14 protein-coding genes and 1 riboswitch are annotated in these 17,311 nt (G+C 73.2%); of the genes, 4 read left to right on the top strand and 10 right to left on the bottom strand.

Annotated elements, in window-relative coordinates; all coding sequences use genetic code 11:
• Window positions 1–54: 54 nt before the first annotated feature.
• The 3 genes from ACIA6A_RS19590 to ACIA6A_RS19600 all read right to left on the bottom strand — a co-directional run bounded on the left by ACIA6A_RS19590 (window position 55) and on the right by ACIA6A_RS19600 (window position 2,607).
• Window positions 55–1,044, bottom strand: coding sequence for an NlpC/P60 family protein (locus ACIA6A_RS19590; protein ID WP_396099122.1), 990 nt, complete (start codon window positions 1,042–1,044; stop codon window positions 55–57).
• Window positions 1,045–1,058: 14 nt separating this feature from the next.
• Window positions 1,059–1,195: riboswitch (cyclic di-AMP (ydaO/yuaA leader) on the bottom strand.
• Window positions 1,196–1,330: 135 nt separating this feature from the next.
• Window positions 1,331–2,251, bottom strand: coding sequence for a M56 family metallopeptidase (locus ACIA6A_RS19595; RefSeq protein ID WP_396099123.1), 921 nt, complete (start codon window positions 2,249–2,251; stop codon window positions 1,331–1,333).
• On the bottom strand, window positions 2,248–2,607 hold the full coding sequence (locus ACIA6A_RS19600) for a BlaI/MecI/CopY family transcriptional regulator (RefSeq protein ID WP_396099124.1): 360 nt from the start codon (window positions 2,605–2,607) through the stop codon (window positions 2,248–2,250). The genes ACIA6A_RS19595 and ACIA6A_RS19600 overlap by 4 nt, the downstream gene beginning before the upstream one ends.
• Before the next feature lie 75 nt (window positions 2,608–2,682).
• On the opposite strand from ACIA6A_RS19600, the gene ACIA6A_RS19605 reads away from it, so the two are divergent.
• The 3 genes from ACIA6A_RS19605 to cydC are packed head-to-tail and all read left to right on the top strand — an operon-like array spanning window position 2,683 to window position 8,513.
• On the top strand, window positions 2,683–4,071 hold the full coding sequence (locus ACIA6A_RS19605) for a cytochrome ubiquinol oxidase subunit I (protein WP_396099125.1): 1,389 nt from the start codon (window positions 2,683–2,685) through the stop codon (window positions 4,069–4,071).
• Between the two features lie 9 nt (window positions 4,072–4,080).
• Window positions 4,081–5,061 (top strand): cytochrome d ubiquinol oxidase subunit II, encoded by a 981-nt coding sequence (gene cydB / locus ACIA6A_RS19610; RefSeq protein ID WP_396099127.1) that lies wholly within the window; start codon window positions 4,081–4,083, stop codon window positions 5,059–5,061.
• Window positions 5,058–8,513: a thiol reductant ABC exporter subunit CydC gene (cydC, locus tag ACIA6A_RS19615; protein ID WP_396099128.1), complete on the top strand. Its 3,456-nt coding sequence runs from the start codon at window positions 5,058–5,060 to the stop codon at window positions 8,511–8,513. The genes cydB and cydC overlap by 4 nt, the downstream gene beginning before the upstream one ends.
• Before the next feature lie 27 nt (window positions 8,514–8,540).
• On the opposite strand, the gene ACIA6A_RS19620 is transcribed toward cydC, so the two are convergent.
• The 6 genes from ACIA6A_RS19620 to ACIA6A_RS19645 form a co-directional block, all read right to left on the bottom strand.
• Window positions 8,541–8,747, bottom strand: a complete 207-nt coding sequence (locus tag ACIA6A_RS19620; RefSeq protein WP_396099129.1) for a hypothetical protein — start codon at window positions 8,745–8,747, stop codon at window positions 8,541–8,543.
• Window positions 8,748–8,770: 23 nt separating this feature from the next.
• Window positions 8,771–9,412 (bottom strand): HAD-IA family hydrolase, encoded by a 642-nt coding sequence (locus ACIA6A_RS19625; protein ID WP_396099130.1) that lies wholly within the window; start codon window positions 9,410–9,412, stop codon window positions 8,771–8,773.
• Window positions 9,409–11,589 (bottom strand): putative bifunctional diguanylate cyclase/phosphodiesterase, encoded by a 2,181-nt coding sequence (locus ACIA6A_RS19630; protein ID WP_396099131.1) that lies wholly within the window; start codon window positions 11,587–11,589, stop codon window positions 9,409–9,411. The genes ACIA6A_RS19625 and ACIA6A_RS19630 overlap by 4 nt, the downstream gene beginning before the upstream one ends.
• Before the next feature lie 71 nt (window positions 11,590–11,660).
• The gene (locus ACIA6A_RS19635; RefSeq protein ID WP_396099132.1) at window positions 11,661–12,071 is read right to left on the bottom strand and encodes a ChaB family protein; all 411 of its coding nucleotides are present in this window, start codon (window positions 12,069–12,071) and stop codon (window positions 11,661–11,663) included.
• A 39-nt stretch (window positions 12,072–12,110) separates the two neighbouring features.
• The gene (locus ACIA6A_RS19640; protein WP_396099133.1) at window positions 12,111–13,088 is read right to left on the bottom strand and encodes a DNA topoisomerase IB; all 978 of its coding nucleotides are present in this window, start codon (window positions 13,086–13,088) and stop codon (window positions 12,111–12,113) included.
• 64 nt (window positions 13,089–13,152) lie between these two features.
• Entirely contained in the window at window positions 13,153–13,878 is a 726-nt protein-coding gene (locus ACIA6A_RS19645) for a hypothetical protein (RefSeq protein WP_396099134.1), read from the bottom strand.
• 97 nt (window positions 13,879–13,975) lie between these two features.
• Between ACIA6A_RS19645 and ACIA6A_RS19650 the strand changes: the two genes are divergently transcribed.
• Window positions 13,976–16,741 (top strand): ATP-binding protein, encoded by a 2,766-nt coding sequence (locus ACIA6A_RS19650; protein ID WP_396099135.1) that lies wholly within the window; start codon window positions 13,976–13,978, stop codon window positions 16,739–16,741.
• Here ACIA6A_RS19650 and ACIA6A_RS19655 read toward each other — a convergent pair.
• On the bottom strand, window positions 16,738–17,250 hold the full coding sequence (locus ACIA6A_RS19655) for a YbhB/YbcL family Raf kinase inhibitor-like protein (protein WP_396099136.1): 513 nt from the start codon (window positions 17,248–17,250) through the stop codon (window positions 16,738–16,740). The two genes, ACIA6A_RS19650 and ACIA6A_RS19655, sit on opposite strands and share 4 nt — an antisense overlap.
• Between the last annotated feature and the right edge of the window lie 61 nt (window positions 17,251–17,311).

The raw sequence follows: 17,311 nt of genomic DNA on the forward strand, positions 1-17,311 counted from the left end.
AAAGAGGAAGCCGCCACGACCGTGGCGGCTTCCTCAGGGGTTACGACGGGGGTGTCAGCCCGGCCGGCGGTAGGCGACCGGGGTACCCGGCCGGTCCATGTCCGCCATCCGGACGTAGTCCCCGGTGTGCGGGGCGTGCACGATCTTGCCGTCGCCGACGTAGATCGCCACATGGTGCACCGGGCTGCCGTAGAAGATGAGGTCCCCCACCTTCAGGTTCGACCGGCTGACGCTGCGACCGGCACCGATCTGGCTGCCGGTGTAGTGCGACAGGGAGACACCGACCGTGCGCCAGGCGACCTGGGTCAGCCCGGAGCAGTCGTACCCGGTCGGGCCCGCGGAGCCGAAGATGTACGGCTTGCCGATCAGATCGCAAGCCTTCTGCGCCGCCCGGTTGCCCGCTTCCTGGGAGTAGGTCGCGGGGCAGGGGCCGAGCTTCAGCGGTCCATCGTCGACACCGGACGCACCGTAGGCCTCGATCCGCAGTTCCTGCAGGTCGTCGACCTTCTTCTGGATCTGGTCCTTGCGAGTGGCGAGGTCCTTGTCCCGGGCCGCGACCGCGTCGGTCAGGGTGGCCAGATCCGATTTCTGCTTCGCGTACTTGTCGCGCAGTTTGGCGACGCCCGCCACCTCTTGCTGCTGACGCCGGGCGAGCTGGTCGAGAAACATGAGCTTCTCGGTCAGTCCGGTCGGCGACCCGGTGACGACCATCGACTCGAGCGCGCCGGGGGATCCCCGCATGTACGCGTCGGATGCCATGGCGCCCACCTGCGACATGGCGAGATCGACCTCGAGCTCCAGCGGTGCGAGCTTCTTGTCGATCTTCTTCAGCTGGGCCCGGTTGCTGCCGAGCTCACCGTGCACCTTGTTGTACTGCTCGATAAGCGGCTCGAGCTTGTTCCACTGTTCATCGATCTGCTTCTCGATGGTCGAGGGTGCCGGCGTCGCGTTCGCCGCCGTGGGTACGAGCACGACCCCGATGGCGGCGACGACACAGAGCAGACTGCGCAGAACTGCGGCGCGGGGCGCCCCAATCCGTTTCACGTAGGTGCTGTGTCCTTTCTTCCCTCAGCCGCCGACCGGGTTAGCTGTCGGGTTCGGACGGGAAGCGCGTCCGGCCGCGATCGTGCTGCGGCTTCACCCCAGAGGATCGTGGGTCCCCGGTTCGTGTACGACGATTAGGCGGTGACCCGTCAGTTCGCCCGGGTTCGGACGAGGGGGGACCGACGAGCCGGGCACCACCGTACTCCGGATCTTCCGTGATTTGAACCCGGCCTTACCACCATCAACGGCACGTAAGACCCAGTGACGGACAGTAATTAATGAAGGATTAAAGCGGCCAGGCCATCAACGCACGGTCGAGCCAGGGTACGACCAGGATCACCGTGGGTAGCACCAGCAGGCACACCGCCGAGGTGGACGCCAGCACGGTGACCGCCACCGACCGGGGGTCCGGGCCGGTCAGCCGGTCCAGGCGACGGCGGCGTTCCTCAGCGGCACCGGCCCCGATCTCGTCGGGGGCGTCCGGGCTGACCGCGTCGCCGAGCACCTGGAGGGCGCAGTGCAGCGCGCCGGCGCCGGCCCGGGTGCGCGCGGCGTCGTCGGCGGTCATCTCCAGCAGCAGGTGCACCGCGTCGAGCGGGGCCCGGCTGCGCAACGGGCGCGGCACCGCGCGGTAGAACGCCGTGAAGGACTCCATGACCAGGTCGTGGCGGTGCCGCAGGTGGGCCTGTTCGTGCGCGATCACGGCGGCGACCTGGTCGGTGCCGAGCACCCGCAGCGCTCCCCCGCTGAGCACCACCCGCGGCCGGCGCCCGGGCAGGCAGTAGGCGAACGGCAGCGGGCCGTCGAGCACCCGCAGGCCGGCGGGCACCTCGGCGGGCAGTTCGCCGTGGCGTTCGGCGGTGTCGAGCAGGTCGACCAGCATGCGGTGGCGGGCGCGGCGGGTCCGCGAGCGGTGGCTCACCCCGGCGAGGGACACCAGCAGCCGGATGATGATCAGGGTGGCCACGCCGAGCGCGGCGATCAGGGCCGCGGCGCCGGCCGGTTTGCCCGAGCCGAGCTCGTCGACCAGCTCCTGGGGGCCGGCGAGCACCACGCCGAGCGCGCAGAGGATGCCGGTGAGCGTGATGCTCTGCCACAGCACGACCGCAGCGGCCGGGGCGCGGGCGGTCCAGCGGGCGCGGGCGAGGATCCCGGGCACGGCGAGCGACAGGGTCAGCCCCAGCGCGCCGAGCAGCAGTGCGGTCACGGTCTCCTTTTCGCAGCCTCGATCGCGGCTTCCAGGGCGGACGGGTCGATCCGCCCGACAAAGTGTGCCAGAGCCGCGTCGCGGGCCGCGTCGTCCGGGGCCGTGCCGAGCGCGTCGAGCATGAGCGCCGCGGTCATCTCCTCGCGCGACTGCGCGGGTGCGTAGCGGTAGGCCCGGTCGGCCTTCTGCTGCGTGACCACGCCCTTCTTGGCGAGACGGTCAAGAACGGTCATCACCGTGGTGTACGCCAGCCCGCGCTCACCGCTGAGCCGTTCGTGGACCTGCCGGACGGTCAGCGGCTCGGCGGCGTCCCACAGCTGTCGCATGATGTCGCGTTCGAGGTCGCCCAGTGCCATGTGACCCACTCTACTGCACGGCGTCGTACTACGACGCGTAGTATCTACTACGGGACGTCGTAGAGGAGGCCATCCGTGGACGTGCTCGACCTGACCCGGCTGCAATTCGCGGTCGTGACGATCTACCACTACTTCTTCGTGCCGCTGTCGATCAGCCTCGCCGCCACCGCGGCCGGGCTGCACCTCACCTGGCTGCGCACCAGCAACGACAAGTACCGCGACCTGACCAAGTTCGTCGGCAAGCTGCTCATCGTCACGTTCGCGGTCGGCGTGGTCACCGGCCTCGTACAGGAGTTCCAGTTCGGCATGGGCTGGAGCAGCTTCGCCAGGTTCTACGGCGACGTGTTCGGCCCGACGCTCGCGATCGAGGGCATGCTCGCGTTCTTCCTCGAGGCCACGTTCCTCGCGCTGTGGTATTTCGGCTGGGACCGGCTGCCGCGCACGGTGCACGCCGCCACCATCGTGATCGTCGCCGTCGGCACGGTCCTGTCGGCGTTCATCATCCTGGCCGCCAACTCGTTCATGCAGCACCCGGTCGCGTACTCGCTCGACCCGGTCACCGGCCGGGCGCACCTCGACAGCTTCCGCGAACTGCTGCTCAACAAGGTCAACCTCGCCGCGTTCCCGCACACCCTCGCCGGGGCGGTCATGGTCGGCGGCTCGCTGCTGCTGGCCATCGGGGTCTGGCGGTTCAAGGCGACCGCTGAGGCCGGATTCCGTACGCTCGCCCGGCTGGGTGCGTGGCTGACCGTCGCCGGCGGCGCATTCACCGCGATCACCGGCGACCACCTCGGCAAGGTCATGACCGAGGTCCAGCCGATGAAGATGGCCGCCGCCGAGGCCCTGTACGAGACCACCACCGGCGCGCCGTTCTCCGCGTTCGCGCTCGGCAAGCTCGACGGCAGCGAACCGTTCTTCACCGTCGACATCCCGTACCTGCTGTCGATCCTGGCCACCGGCGACCCGCACTCCACCGTGCAGGGCATCAACAACCTGCAGGAGCAGTACGTCGCCCAGTACGGCCCGGGCAGCTACATCCCGATGATCCCGGTCGCGTTCTGGTCGTTCCGCCTCATGATCGGCATCGGCATGGTGGCGATGCTCGTCGCGGCCTACTACCTCTGGGTCACCCGCAAGGGCCGCGAGCCCGGGCGATGGTACGACCGCCAGCTGATCCGCTTCCTGCCGCTGATCCCGCTGCTGCCCACCGCGGCCAACTCGATCGGCTGGGTCTTCACCGAGACCGCCCGCCAGCCCTGGATCGCGTTCGGCATCTCCAAGGTCGCCGACGGCATCTCCCCCGGCCTGACCCGCGCCGAGGTGATCGCGTCCCTGATCGGCTTCGCGCTCATCTACGGCATCGTCGCGGTCGTCTGGTACCGGCTGATCCGCCACCTCTCCCGCCAGCCGCTGGCACCGGCGGCCGAGGCCGCACCCGAGCGCGCCGACGCGCCCGTCTACTAGGAGCAACCGATGGTCACCCTCTGGTTCTCACTCGTCGTCCTCTGCTGGGTGCTGTTCTTCGTCCTCGAGGGCTTCGACTTCGGCGTCGGCATCCTCGGCCCGGTCCTCGGCCGCGACGACCACGAACGCGGCGCGATCGTGCGCACCGTCGGCCCGTTCTGGGACGGCAACGAGGTCTGGCTGGTCGCCGCGATCGGCGTCACGTTCGCCGCGTTCCCCGACTGGTACGCCGCCCTGCTCTCCGCCCTGTACCTGCCCATGGTCGCCATCCTGCTGCTGCTCGCCATCCGCGGCGTGGCCCTGGAGTTCCGCGGCAAGGGCGACGGGGAACGCTTCCGCCGCCGCTGCGACGCCGCCCTGGCCGCCAGCTCGGCCGGCATCGTGCTGCTCTGGGGCGCGGTCCTGGGCGTGTTCACCCACGGCCTCGCGCTCGGCGCCGACGGCCAGGTCACCGGCACCGGCGTGAGCCGCAGCCTCGGCCCGCTCACCTCCGGCCCGGCACTGGCCGGCGCCGCCCTCGCTCTCCTCGGCGCACTGCTGATCGGCGCGGCCTTCCTCACCCTGCGCACCACCGGCCCGGTGCACGACCGGGCGAAGCGGTGGACGGTCCGGCTCGCCGGCGCCGGCACGGCCGGAGTCGCGGTCGCCGGGATCGCCACCGGCTCCCCGGTCACCCTGGCCGTCGCGGTCCTGCTGCTGGGCGTCACGCTCACCGCCCGGGGTGGCCGGGAAACGCTCACCTTCGCCGGTACGGCCCTCGGGGCGGCCACCGCGGTCGTCGCGGTGTTCACCTACCACGGCGACGTGGTGCTGCGCAGCACGCTCGACCCGGCCTGGTCGCTGACCATGACCGGGGCGGCCGCCACCCCGTCGGCCCTGAAGCTGATCACCGTCGTCGGCGTCGTCGTGCTCCCCGGTGTCGTCGTCTACCAGGCGTTCTCCTACTGGGTCTTCCGCCGCCGCGTGGCCAGCGCCCGGGTCCCCTCGTGACCACGCGCGGCCCGGTCGACCCGCGGCTGCTACGGCACGCGCGCTCCGGGCGTACCGGAATCGGGGTCCTGTCCCTGATCGGCGCCGGCCAGGCGGCAGCCACCGTGCTCCTCGCGGTCGCCCTGGCCCGCGTCGTCACCGGCCGCGACGCGATCGCCCTGCTGGCCACGGCGTTCGTCCTGCGCGCCGGCCTCACCTGGGCCGAACAGGTCGTCGCGCAGCGCACCGCCGCCCGCGTCACCGGCGAACTGCGCCGGGCCACCCTCGCCGCCACCCTGCGCCACGGCCCGGCCTGGGTCGCGAGTTTCGGCACCGGCCGCCTGATCACCACGCTGACCACCGGCCTGGACGCGCTGCGCCCCTGGTTCTCCGGATATCTACCCGCCCTGGTCCTCGGCGTCGTGCTGCCCCCGGCGGTGCTGCTCGCGATGGCGTCGGTCGACCCCGGCTCGGCACTGATCGCCCTGGTCACCCTGCCGCTGCTGCCGATCCTCGGCGCGCTGGTCGGCTGGGCCACCCAGAAACGCGCCGACGAGGCATGGGTCGCCGACGCCCGTCTCAGCGGCCACTTCCTCGATGTCGTCCGCGGCCTGGGCACGCTGCGCGTCTTCGGCCGCGCGGACCGCCAGACCGCCGTCGTGCGGGACATGACGGACAAACACCGCACCGCCACCGTACGGGTACTGCGCGTCGCGTTCCTCTCCTCGACCGCCCTGGACCTCGTGGGCACCCTGTCGGTCGGCCTCATCGCGGTCGAGGCCGGGCTGCGGGTGGCGAGCGGCGACATGGAACTCGGCGCGGCCCTGCTGGTGATCCTGCTGGCCCCCGAGGCCTACCGGCCGCTGCGCGAGATGGCGGCCCGTTTCCACGCGAGCGCGGACGCGAACGCGGTGATCGGAGATGTGGACGACGTGCTGATCGACGACACCGGATACCTTCCCCTGGCCGCGGCCCACGGCCCCCGCCCGTCCGCCTTCGCGTTCCACCTGCGGGTCCGCTACCCCGGGGCGGAGGTCGACGCGCTCACCCTGGACGCCCTGGCGGTCCGCGACGGCGAGATCGTCGCACTGCGCGGCCCGTCCGGCGCGGGCAAGACCACGGCGCTGCGGGTCCTGGCCGGCCTGCACCCCGGCGGCGGCGCCCGGATCGAGCTGACCGGCCCGGGCGTGCTGTACCTCCCGCAGCGCCCGGCCCTGCCGCACATCCGCACGGTCGCCGACGTCTTCCCCGGCCTCGACCCGGCGGCGATCCGGGCCACCCTGTCCATGGTCGGCCTGGACACCGAACTCAGCCCGTCGACACCGCTGGGCGAACACGGCTCCGGCGTGTCGTCCGGCCAGCGCCAGCGGCTCGCGCTGGCGGCTCTGCTGCGCGCGGCGGCCCGCGAACCGGTCGTCCTGCTCCTCGACGAACCGACCGCCCACCTCGACGCTGAGTCCGAACGCCTGGTGGTGACCCAGCTCCGCGCGGCGGCGGCCCGGGGCTGCGCCATCCTGGTCGTCGCCCACCGCCCGGCCCTGCTCACGGCCGCCGACCGCGTCGTCGACGTCAACCCACCCACGCCCGCACCTCTCACCCCCGGCCCACAGACCGGCGCCGCGACCTCAGCCGCGACCCCGACCCCAGCCCCAGCCTCAGCCCCGACCCCGACCCCAGCCTCAGCCCCGGCCCCGGCCTCAGCGAGAACGACCGTTCTTTCTTGGGGTGCGGACCTCGCTGCCCGGTCCGGCGCGGTGACCATCCCAGAAACGACCGTTCCATCAACCGGCGGCGATGCCCCGGCCGGCGCGGGCGACCCCCTCGATGCGGGCGCCCCCCACGATGCGGGTGGACCGGCCGGGGGTGACCGGTGGGCGGGAGCCGGGTCACCGCGCCTCGAGCGTCCTAGGAGGCTGGGTTCCTCGGTGCCGGGAGCGGTGGTTCTCGGGGTGGCTTCGTCGCTGGCCGGGATCGTGCTCACCGGGGCCGCCGCGTGGTTGCTGGTGCGGGCCGCGACGCTGCCGCCGGTGCTGACGCTGTCCACCGCCGTGGTGCTGGTGCGCGGATCGGCCGTCGCCCGTCCGCTGCTGCGCTACCTCGAGCGGCTGGTCGCGCACGACGTCGCGTTCGCGAGGCTCGGGCAGTGGCGGTCCGCGGTCTACGCCGGGCTGGTCCCCCGGGTGCCCGGCCCGCGCCTGCGCCGGCGTGGTGACCTGCTCACCCGGATCGTCGACGACGTGGACGCCCGGACCGACGGGCTATTGCGGGGCCGGCTGCCGCTGCTGTCCGCGGCCGTCACGCTGGTCGTCGCCACCGCGGTCGCCGTCGGGGTCACCCCGCTGCTGATCGTGCCGCTGGGGATCGGGCTCCTCGTGTCCGCGCTCGTGGCGCCCTCCCTCGCCGCGTGGCAGGCCGGCCGGGTGGAGGCCGCGACCGGCCGGGCCCGGGCCGAACTGCGCGACGCCGTCGTCGAGACCGTCGAGGGCATCGAGGAACTGGCGGGCCGGGACGGGGCTCTGCGCGTACCGGATCGGTGCAGTCTGGTGCTGGAGCGCCTGGAGGCGCGGGCGGCGCGGACCGCCGGGTCCGCCGCCGCGCTGGGCCTGCTCGGATGGGGTGTCGCGGTGGCCGGGACGGCGGTGGTGCTGCAGCGGACCACCGGGCTCTCCGCCGAGTGGACGGCCGTGCTGCTGCTCGCTGTGGTCGCGCTGGGTGAGCCGGTCGCGACGCTGCCGGACGCCGCCGTCGCCCGGCGCCGGGCCGCGGCCGCCGAGATCCGCCTCGCCGCCGTCGAGGAGCAGCCGCCGTCCAGCTCGGGGCCCGTTCCCGTGTCCGCCGACGTCCGGGTGCGGGGCCTGGTCGCGGGCTGGGACCCGGACCTGCCGCCGGCGTTGCGGGGCGTCGACCTGCATCTTGCGTACGGCCGCAGCGCCGCGGTCCTCGGACCGTCCGGTGGCGGCAAGTCGACCCTGGCGGCGGTGCTCGCCGGCCTGCTCGATCCCCGGGCGGGCACGGTGTCGCGGCCGGCGCGGACGATCCTCGTCGGCGACGAGGCCGATCACGTGTTCGCGTCGACCCTGCGGGAGAACCTGCGGCTCGCGGACCCGGGCGCCACCGACGACGCGCTGCGGGCGGTGCTGCTCCGGGTCGGGCTCGGCCCGTGGTCCGGCGGCCTGCCGGACGGGCTCGACACGTGGCTGGGCGCCGGCGGCGGCACCGTCTCGGGTGGACAGCGGCGGCGGCTCGCGACCGCGCGGGCGCTGCTGGCCGGTCCGGAGCTGCTGGTGCTGGACGAGCCGACCGAGGGGCTGGACGAGGCCGGGGCGGCCGAGCTGATGGCCGACCTGCTCGGCGCCGCGCGGGGCCGCACCGTGCTGCTGCTGACGCACCGTACCGAGGGACTGGACCTGGTCGACGACGTGCACGAGCTGCGCGACGGCGTCCTGTCCCCGGTGGGCGCCCTGGTCGGGTAGGACGGAGTCCGAACGCGGGGCCGAGGATCAGCGCCGGCGGGTGAGCCGGAGACCGGCCACCACGAGGGCCAGCGCCAGCACCGCCGGGACGGTGACGGCGATGACCGAGTCCTGCAGGCCGTCGCTGTCGGAGGCGATGAAGTCCTCCTCCAGGATCAGTGTCCAGAGGAGCCAGACGCTGACGAGCGCGGCCACCGCAGCGGTGCCGAAACAGAAGCCGGGGGTACGGGTCATGCGCGGCACCGTACCAGCCGCGGTCACCCGTTGTGGGCCCCGAACGGCAGGTCAGCGGCCTGCTGGGACGCGGGCAGCTCGACCACCGCGGCCAGGATGGCGTCGAGGCAGTCCGGGGTGCCGGTGAACCGGATCGCGGTCAGCCCGCACGCCACCGCGGCGTCGATGTTGTCGGCGCGGTCGTCGACGAAGACGACGTCGGCGGGGTCCACGCCGAGCACCGCGAGCGCGCGGGTGAACACCGCCGGGTCGGGTTTGATCAGGGCAAGGTCCGCGCTGAACAACCGGTGGGTGAACGGCCGCAGCGACGGGTGCCGGTCCAGCTCGCGGGCCAGCTCCCGCGGGGCGTTCGACAGCAACGACACCGGTACGCCCGCCGCGTGCACCGTCTCCAGCAGCCTCAGGGTGTCCTTGTTGAGGTGCATCCAGCTGGACACGTCGCGTTCCACCAGGTGACAGAGGAGCTGACCACCCGGGGGTACGCCGAGCACGTCGGTCCAGTAGGCGAGCGCACTGCGGCCGCGGTCGTACTCGGGGCGGCATTCCCAGTAGCGGTCGGTGAACTCGGCGATCGGGATGCCGGACGCCGACGCCATCGACGTCAGGTCGGTGCGGGACTGCTCGGCGCTGATGACCTGGCCGAAATCGATCAGAAGGTGCTTCATGCGTCCTGCCTCGCGGTCATGGTCGCGGTGAACGCCGCGACCGGGAGCGGCCGGGCGTAGAGGTAGCCCTGTCCCCGGGTGCACCCGAGGCCGTGCAGTTCGGTGGCCTGCGCGGTGGTCTCGATGCCCTCGGCGATGGTGTCCAGGTGCAGCACCTGGGCGAGCCGGATCACCGCCTCGGCGATGGCCCGGCCCTCGGGGGTGCCGTTCAGGCCGGCGACGAACGCCCGGTCGATCTTCAGGATGTCGACCGGCAACCGGGTCAGGTACTGCAACGACGAGTAACCGGTGCCGAAATCGTCGATAGCGACCCGGATCCCCTGGTCGCGCAGCGCCTGCATGGCCGGGGCGTGGGTCGCGTCGACCAGGGCCGACTCGGTGATCTCCAGGACCAGGTCGCGCGGGTCGGTGCCGGTGCGGCGCAGCACCGCCAGCACCTCGTGCACCAGGGCCGGGTCCTGCAACTGCCGCGGTGAGAGGTTCACCGACATGTAACTGCCGTCCGGCCGTACGGTGAGGGCCTGCTCGAGAACCCACAACCCGATCCGGCCGATGGCCCCGGTGCGTTCGGCGAGCGGCACGAACCGGGCCGGGCTGATCAGCCCACGGGTCGGGTGCTCCCAGCGCAGCAGCGCCTCCGCGCCCACCGGCCGGCCACCGGGGACCTCGACGATCGGCTGGTAGACGACGGCCAGCTCGCCGCGGTCGAGGGCGTGCTGCAGGTCCTCGGTCAGCGCGGCGTCCTCGGCCCGGCGGTCGGTCATCGCCGGGTCGTAGGTGGCCGACGTGTGCGTGCCGGCCCGCTTCGCGTGGTACATCGCCAGGTCGGCGCGGCGCATCAGGTCCTTGACGGTGTCCCGGCCGGTGCCGGTGGTGATCCCGATGGACGCGCGGACCGGCACGGTGTCGTCGTCGAGCGCGACCGACGGGGCCCGGGACAGGCGCTCGACGACGGCCCCGGGGTCGGTGGCGCCGGGCAGCCACACCGCGAACTCGTCGCCGCCGATCCGCGCGCAGGTGTCGCCGTGGCGCACATTGGCCCGCAGGTGCTCGGCGAACGTGACCAGGAACAGGTCGCCGGCCGGGTGCCCGTACGCGTCGTTGACCAGTTTGAAGCCGTCGAGGTCGATCAGCAGCAGGGTGCCGGCCTCCCGCTGCCGCAGGGTCCGGGTGATCGCGTTGTCGAGGGCGGTGCGGTTGGCGAGGCCGGTGAGCTGGTCGGTGACCACGAGTTCCCGGCTGTCGCGCAGCGAGATGACCTGGCGGGCCATGATGGCGGCGGTCATGACGATGAGCGCGGAGACCAGCCCGCCCCAGGGCAGCAGGTCGTCCTCGCGGAACGTGACGGTCAGCATGAGACCGCCACCGAGCGCCACCGCGGCGATCGGCAGGTGCAGCGACCAGGCCGGGAGCCGGGTGACCGGCGGCGCCGTGGCCGGCACCGGCTCGTAACGCAACGCCGCCAGCGTCATCAGCAGCGAGCCCAGCACGACGAAGAAGCAGGCCACCGGGTTGTCGAGCGCGCCGACGCCGTGCACCCGCAGGGCCGACCAGAGGCCGTCGCCGACGAGGTAGCAGGCCATCCCGGCGACGAAGTAGGCCATCGGGCTGGCGAGATGCGAGATGGTGCCGCGCAGCAGGGTCACGCTGACCGCCACCAGAAGCAGCAGATCACCCACCGGGTAGCCGATCGACGCGGCCCAGACGTGGGACGCGGTGCTCGCCCCGACGGTCGGGTTGATCACGAAATACCAGACGACCATGAACCCGGCGCCGAGCACGGTGACGGCCTCGGCGGCGAACGCGAGGCGCTGCCGCCGGGACATCCGGCGCGCCGGGGCGAACAGCAGACCGGCACAGAGCAGCGCGAACATGGCGTAGCGGGCCACGCAGCCGGCCCACCAGAACGTGACGTCGCCGGTGGCTGCCCACACCGCTGCCAGGGCGAACGACAGCAGCGAGAAGAACCGGCCCGCGGCCACGATCTGCCAGGCCGACATGTCACCGCGCCGGCCGGCCCGGATGCTCGCCAGCAGCCCGGCGATGTCCAGCACGAAGACGGTGGGGGCCAGGACGTACGGCTGGACGTCGCCGCCGGTCAGCACCAGCAGCTGCCCGGCCAGCACGAACGCGACCAGCGCCCCGGTGACGCGACCGCGCCACGACCGTGCTCGCACGCCGATCCTCCGCCCAGCCCGACAGGTGGTTCAACCTAGGATCGGCCGCCACGGACCGGACCTGACCGATCTCAGCCGTCGCGTTCGGCGTCCAGCGCCCGGCGGCTCGCCGTGTCGTTGGCCTTGCGGATCGCCTCGACCAGCTCGTCCTTGGTCATGGTGCTGCGGCCGGTGACGTCGAGGCGCTTCGCGACGTCGAGCAGGTGCTTCTTGCTCGCGTTGGCGTCGACGCCGCCGGCGGTGGGCCGGTCGGTGTCGCGGCCGCCCTCGGCCTGGGCATCGCTGGGGCCACGGCGTTCCTTCGGCTCCCAGTGGTCGCCGACCTTCTCGAACGAGTGCTTCAGCGACGCCAGCGCCGTGCGGTGGGCCCGCTCGCCGTCGCCGTACTGCTCGATCGCACTGTCCAGCGTCGCCGCGTACGTGTCCTGGGCCTTCTCCGGTGACCGGGCGATGGTGCTGGGGAGATTCTCGCGTGCAGGCATGACCGGTTCCTTCCCCGTAGCGGCCGAAATATTCGCAGCTCAGCGCGGCAGGACCGGCTGGGGTGCGTCGGTCAGCAGGTCGAGCACGGCCCGTTCGGTGGGCCGGTCGATGACCTTGCCGTGCTCGTACGCCTCGACCACCCGCGGGTCGACGTACGCGGCCCGGGCCACCGCCGGGGTGTTGCCGAGCAGGTCCGCGACCTGGCGCATCGCGTGCGGCACCGCCCCACGGCGACCCGGTCCCGCCGCGGCGAGCTCCTGGGCCGCCTTCACCGTGCCGTGCCACGTCCGGAAGTCCTTGGCGCTCATCCGTTCCCCGCTGATCCCGCGCAGGTACTCGTTGATCTCCTCGGCGTGCACCTCCCGCCAGGTGCGCCGGTGCGGGTCCCAGTAGGCGAACAGCCGCTCCTCGCCCCGGCGCCGGCGGCGCAGGTCACGCAGCACCTGGCAGACCTCACCGTCGCCGACCGGGGCGGCGTGCTCCTTGCCCGACTTGCCGACGAACTCCAGCAGCACGCAGCCGCCCCGGGTCCGGACGTGGTCCGGGCGCAGGGTCGACAACCCGTACGTCGGATCGTCGTCACGCCGGGCGTACCGGTCACCGCCGACCCGGAACATGCCCATGTCGAGCAGCCGTACGATCGCCGCGAGCACCCGCTCCCGGCTCAGCCCCCGGCCGGCGAGATCCTCGTGCAGGCGCTCGCGCAGCTCGGGGAGCTTGCCGGCGACCTCCACGGCGTGCTCGAACTTCTCGCTGTCCCGCTCGGCGCGCCACTGCGGGTGGTACACGTACTGCTTGCGCCCGGCGGCGTCCGTGCCGGTGGCCTGGATGTGCCCGCGCGGGTCGGCACTGATCCACACCCCGGTCCAGGCCGGCGGGACGGCCAGCGCCTTGATCCGCTCGACCGCCGCGGCGTCGGTGAGTGCCGCGCCCGCCTCGTCGAGGTAGCGGAACCCCCGGCCGCTGCGCCGGCGGGAGAACCCGGGCCCGGTGAGCTTGCTGCGCCGTAACCGCATGGCGTCTCCCCCTCTGTCCCGGACCGGACCGACGGAATGCCCACCGCGGCGACCGCCAAACCGCTCAGTCGGGCGGGGCCGGGTTCAGCAACGCGCTGATCAGTGGCAGTGCCACCAGGGCCGCGCACAGGAGCACGGAGCAGGTGACGCTCACCCGGGCGGCGAGCGCGGTGCGGCCCCGGAGCCAGCCCGAGGCGGCCAGACCGGCTCCCCAGGGCAGCGAGGAGGTCAGGGCGAACTGGCCGAGGGTGGTGATGTCGCGGTCGTGCACCGCCGTGGCCCACACGAATGGGAGCACCAGGGCGACGGTCACGCCGAGGACCACGTACCCGGGCCGGGCCGGAACCAGGCCGCGCGCGCCACCGGCCGGTTCGCGCCACAGCACCGCGACGGCCACCGCGGCCGCGGCGGTCGCGGCGACGGCGACCGCCGCGGCGAACGTGACGACCGTGGCGAGGTCGTGCTGTGCCATCCGCAGCGCGCCGTTGACGTTGAACCAGTCGCGGACCGCGACCACCCCGTTGCCGGCCACCTCGAGCGCCACGAGCGCGGTGACCACGGCCGCCGGGCGGGACCACCGCTCGTGCGTCATCACCACCCCGGCGATCACCAGGGCGACCAGCAGCGGCCACATCCGTGGGGAGTAGTTCCACTCGGCGCCCCACCGCGGGCGGCCCGGGACGGCGGCGGCCACCGCGGCCACCGACGCGCACACCACGACGAACAGACCCGCGGCGCCCATGGTCACCGGCCGCGAGCCGGGCACGGTCATCTCAGCTGTTTCGCTCACACCTGATCAACGCCGCCACGGCGATACGGACACCGGGCCCGTCACACCGGTCTAGGGTCGGCAGGAGCGGCCGATGCCGGCCGGGACGGGGATTCCCATGGCGTTACTGCTGATCACGACGCTGTTCATGGCCCTGCTGATCCGGGTGACGCGGGGGTATCTGCGGAGCCGGGACCCGCTGCTGCGCGACGTGATGTGGGTGTTCGCCAGCGTCGCACTGGTGTTCGTGCAGGCGGTGACCGTGCTGCTCGGCAGCGCGCTGCCCCGGGTGGTGCTCGGGGTGCTGACCGCGTTGCTGCTGGCCCAGCCGGTGTGGACGTGGCGGCTGGTCAGCCGGTTGCGCCAGGTGCCGGCGTGGGCGTTGTGGGCGGCGACCGCCGGGTGGCTCTGCGGCGCGGTCCCGGTGGTACTGATGGACCCGTTCCCGGCGTGGCTGGTCGCGCCGGCCATCACCGAGTACGTGGTGGTGGAGGTGACCGCGGCCTGGTTGCTGGCCCGTGAGGCCCGGCGGCGCGGTGGGGCGGCCCGGACCCGGCTGTGGTGTGCCGCCGTCGGCACCGCTCTGTTCGGGATCGCGATCCTGCTCACCCTCGGGGGCGAGCCGGTGACGGCGCTGTCGCAGGGCCTGCTGGTGGTGTCGGCGGTGTGCTACGTGCTGGCGTTCGCGCCACCGCGACGATTGCGCCTGCTCTGGTCGCGCAGCGCGGCATACACCCTGACCCGCCGCCTGCTCGAGGCGCCGGTGCACGAACCCCCGCAACGGACGTGGCAGCTGTACTGCGAGGGGGCCCGGGCGGTCGCCGGCGCCGACGGGGTGACGGTGCTGCTGGGCACCCCGCCGGACGGGGTGGGGACGATCGCGGCGGCCGGCATCACCGGGGACGGCGACCACCTCTACAGCGACGCCGAGATGGACCGGCTGCTGGGCCCGCCGCGGACCGTGGACCTGCACGCGACCCCGGCCGGCGCCCCGCCGGTGATGTACGGCGTGGCGGCCGGCAGCGGGGCCCGGTTCGTCACCGCGGCGCCGCTGGCCGTGGGCGGCCGGCACGGCGCGCTGGTGCTGCTCAACCGCTGCCGGACGTTGTTCGCCGACGACGACATCGCCCTGTTCCTGGAGCTGGCCACGCTGGCCGAGACGATGGCCGGGCGCGCCGCGGTGGTGGCCGAGCGGGAGCGGGCCGACGCGATGTTCCGCGACCTGCTCGAAGGCGCACCCGACGCGATCATCGGGGTGACCGCGGACGGGACGATCACACTGATCAACGCGCAGGCCGAGCACCTGTTCGGCTACCCGCGCGACGAGCTGCTCGGCCGGCCGGTCGACATCCTCGTCCCGGAGGGGATCCGCGACGCCCATCCCCGGCACCGGGAGCACTTCGTCGCCCGGGCCGGGACGCAGGCGACGGAATCGCGCGCGACGCGACCGAAGGGGCCCGGTGCGACGCTGGCCGGGGTCCGCAAGGACGGTTCCGAGTTCCCGGCCGAGATCAGCCTGTCGGCGCTGGAGACCGAACAGGGCGTCATCGTGTCCGCGGCGATCCGCGACGTCAGCGAGCGCCTGGCCGCCCAGGCCGAACGGGAACACCTCGCCGCCCAGGCCGAGCGGGACGCCGAGGAACGCCGGATGCAGCACACCCGGCGGCTGGAGAGCCTCGGCCAGCTCGCCGGCGGGGTGGCGCACGACTTCAACAACATCCTCGCGGTCATCGGCAGCTACACGGAGCTGGGCATCGAGACGCTCGACGCGCCCGCCCCGAACCGCGACGAGCTGATCGGCCTGCGCGCGGACCTGCTGCAGATCAGCCGGGCCACCGAGCGGGCCACCCGGCTGACCCGGCAGCTGCTCGCGTTCGGCCGGCGCACCATCACGCAGGTCGAGGTGCTGTCGCTCAACGACGTGATCGGCGAGGTGGAGCAGCTGTTGCGGCGCGCGATCGGTGAGCACATCACCCTGGTCACCGAGCTGGACCCGGAGCTGTGGCGGGTCCAGGCCGACCCGAGCCAGCTGGAGCAGATCCTCGTCAACCTCGCGGTCAACGCGCGCGACGCGATGCCCGGCGGCGGCACCCTGAGCATCGGCACCGGCAACACCGAGCTCACCGGGTCCGAGGCGGTTCCCGCACCGGGCCGGTACGTCGAGGTCCGGGTCGGCGACAGCGGCACCGGCATGCCGCCGGAGGTCGTGGAGCGCGCGTTCGAGCCGTTCTACACGACCAAGCCGCAGGGCGCCGGAACCGGGCTCGGCCTGGCCACCGTGTACGGCATCGCCACCGGCGCGGGCGGCGACGTCCGGATCCGGTCCGCGGCCGGGGCGGGTACCACCATCACGATCCTGCTGCCCGCGACCGATGTCACCGCCGGGGCCGCCAACCCCGGTTACGGCGGCGCGGCGGCCGGGCCGTCCGCACCCGCGCGGGGCAACGAGACGATCCTGCTGGTCGAGGACGAGGAGCCGCTGCGCGACGTGACCACCCGCATCCTGGCCCGGGCCGGTTACCAGGTGCTCGCGGCCGACGACGGCGCGGCCGCGATCGAGCTGGCCGGGCACCACCCGGGGCCGGTGCACCTGCTGCTCACCGACGTCATCATGCCCCGGATGATGGGCAACGACGTCGCCGCGCGGGTGCACGCGCTGCGCCCGGGGGTCCCGGTGCTGTACATGTCCGGCTACGCCCAGCCGGTCCTCACCGAGCACGGCACGCTGCAGGCCGGGGTGTCGCTCATCGAGAAGCCGTTCGCCGCCGCGCAGCTGCTGGAGCGGGTCGACGCGATCCTGCACCCGGGTGCCCCCGGACGGAGTGCGCCCGCCGCACTGCCCGGTCATGCCCCCGCGGCGGACCTGCGCGACGCCCGGGCCTAGACCCCGGCCGTGCTGGTGCCGACGAGGACGGCGCGGCCGACGGTGTGCGGGATCAGCAGGATGTTGAGCATGGCGAGACTCGCGCCGGCCGGGACGTCGAGGGACGCCACCGACAGCGCGGTGGCGCAGACGACCAGACGGTGGGTGCCGGTGCCGGGCGGCGGCTTCACGCCCGACCAGGCCGCCGCGCCGAGGTCGTTGACCAGGTGGACGGCACCGGGCGGCAGGCCGGCCCCGGCGCCGTGGGCGAGCCCGGGCACGGTGGCCGGGATGTCCTTGACCACCCAGTGCCAGAGCCCGCCGGGGATCGGGGCGTCCGCGTCGAACGCGGTCACCACGAGGCTGCGGGTGCCCGCCGGCAGCGGGCCCCAGGACAGCTCCGGCGACTCCCCCGGCCCGTCGGCCGTGGCGTAGGCGGACGCCGGCAACGCGCCACCGGGTTCGAAGTCCTTGCTGCTCAGCGTGAACGGCGCGGCGGGGAACGCGAGGGCGTACGGGTCGTAACTCATGGGCACAGACTCCGAATCTACAGTCTTGCTGTACAACTCGAATGTACAGCAGTGCTGTATT

It is taken from the genome of Actinoplanes sp. NPDC051494, from assembly GCF_044454705.1.
Taxonomy (GTDB): Bacteria; Actinomycetota; Actinomycetes; order Mycobacteriales; family Micromonosporaceae; genus Actinoplanes.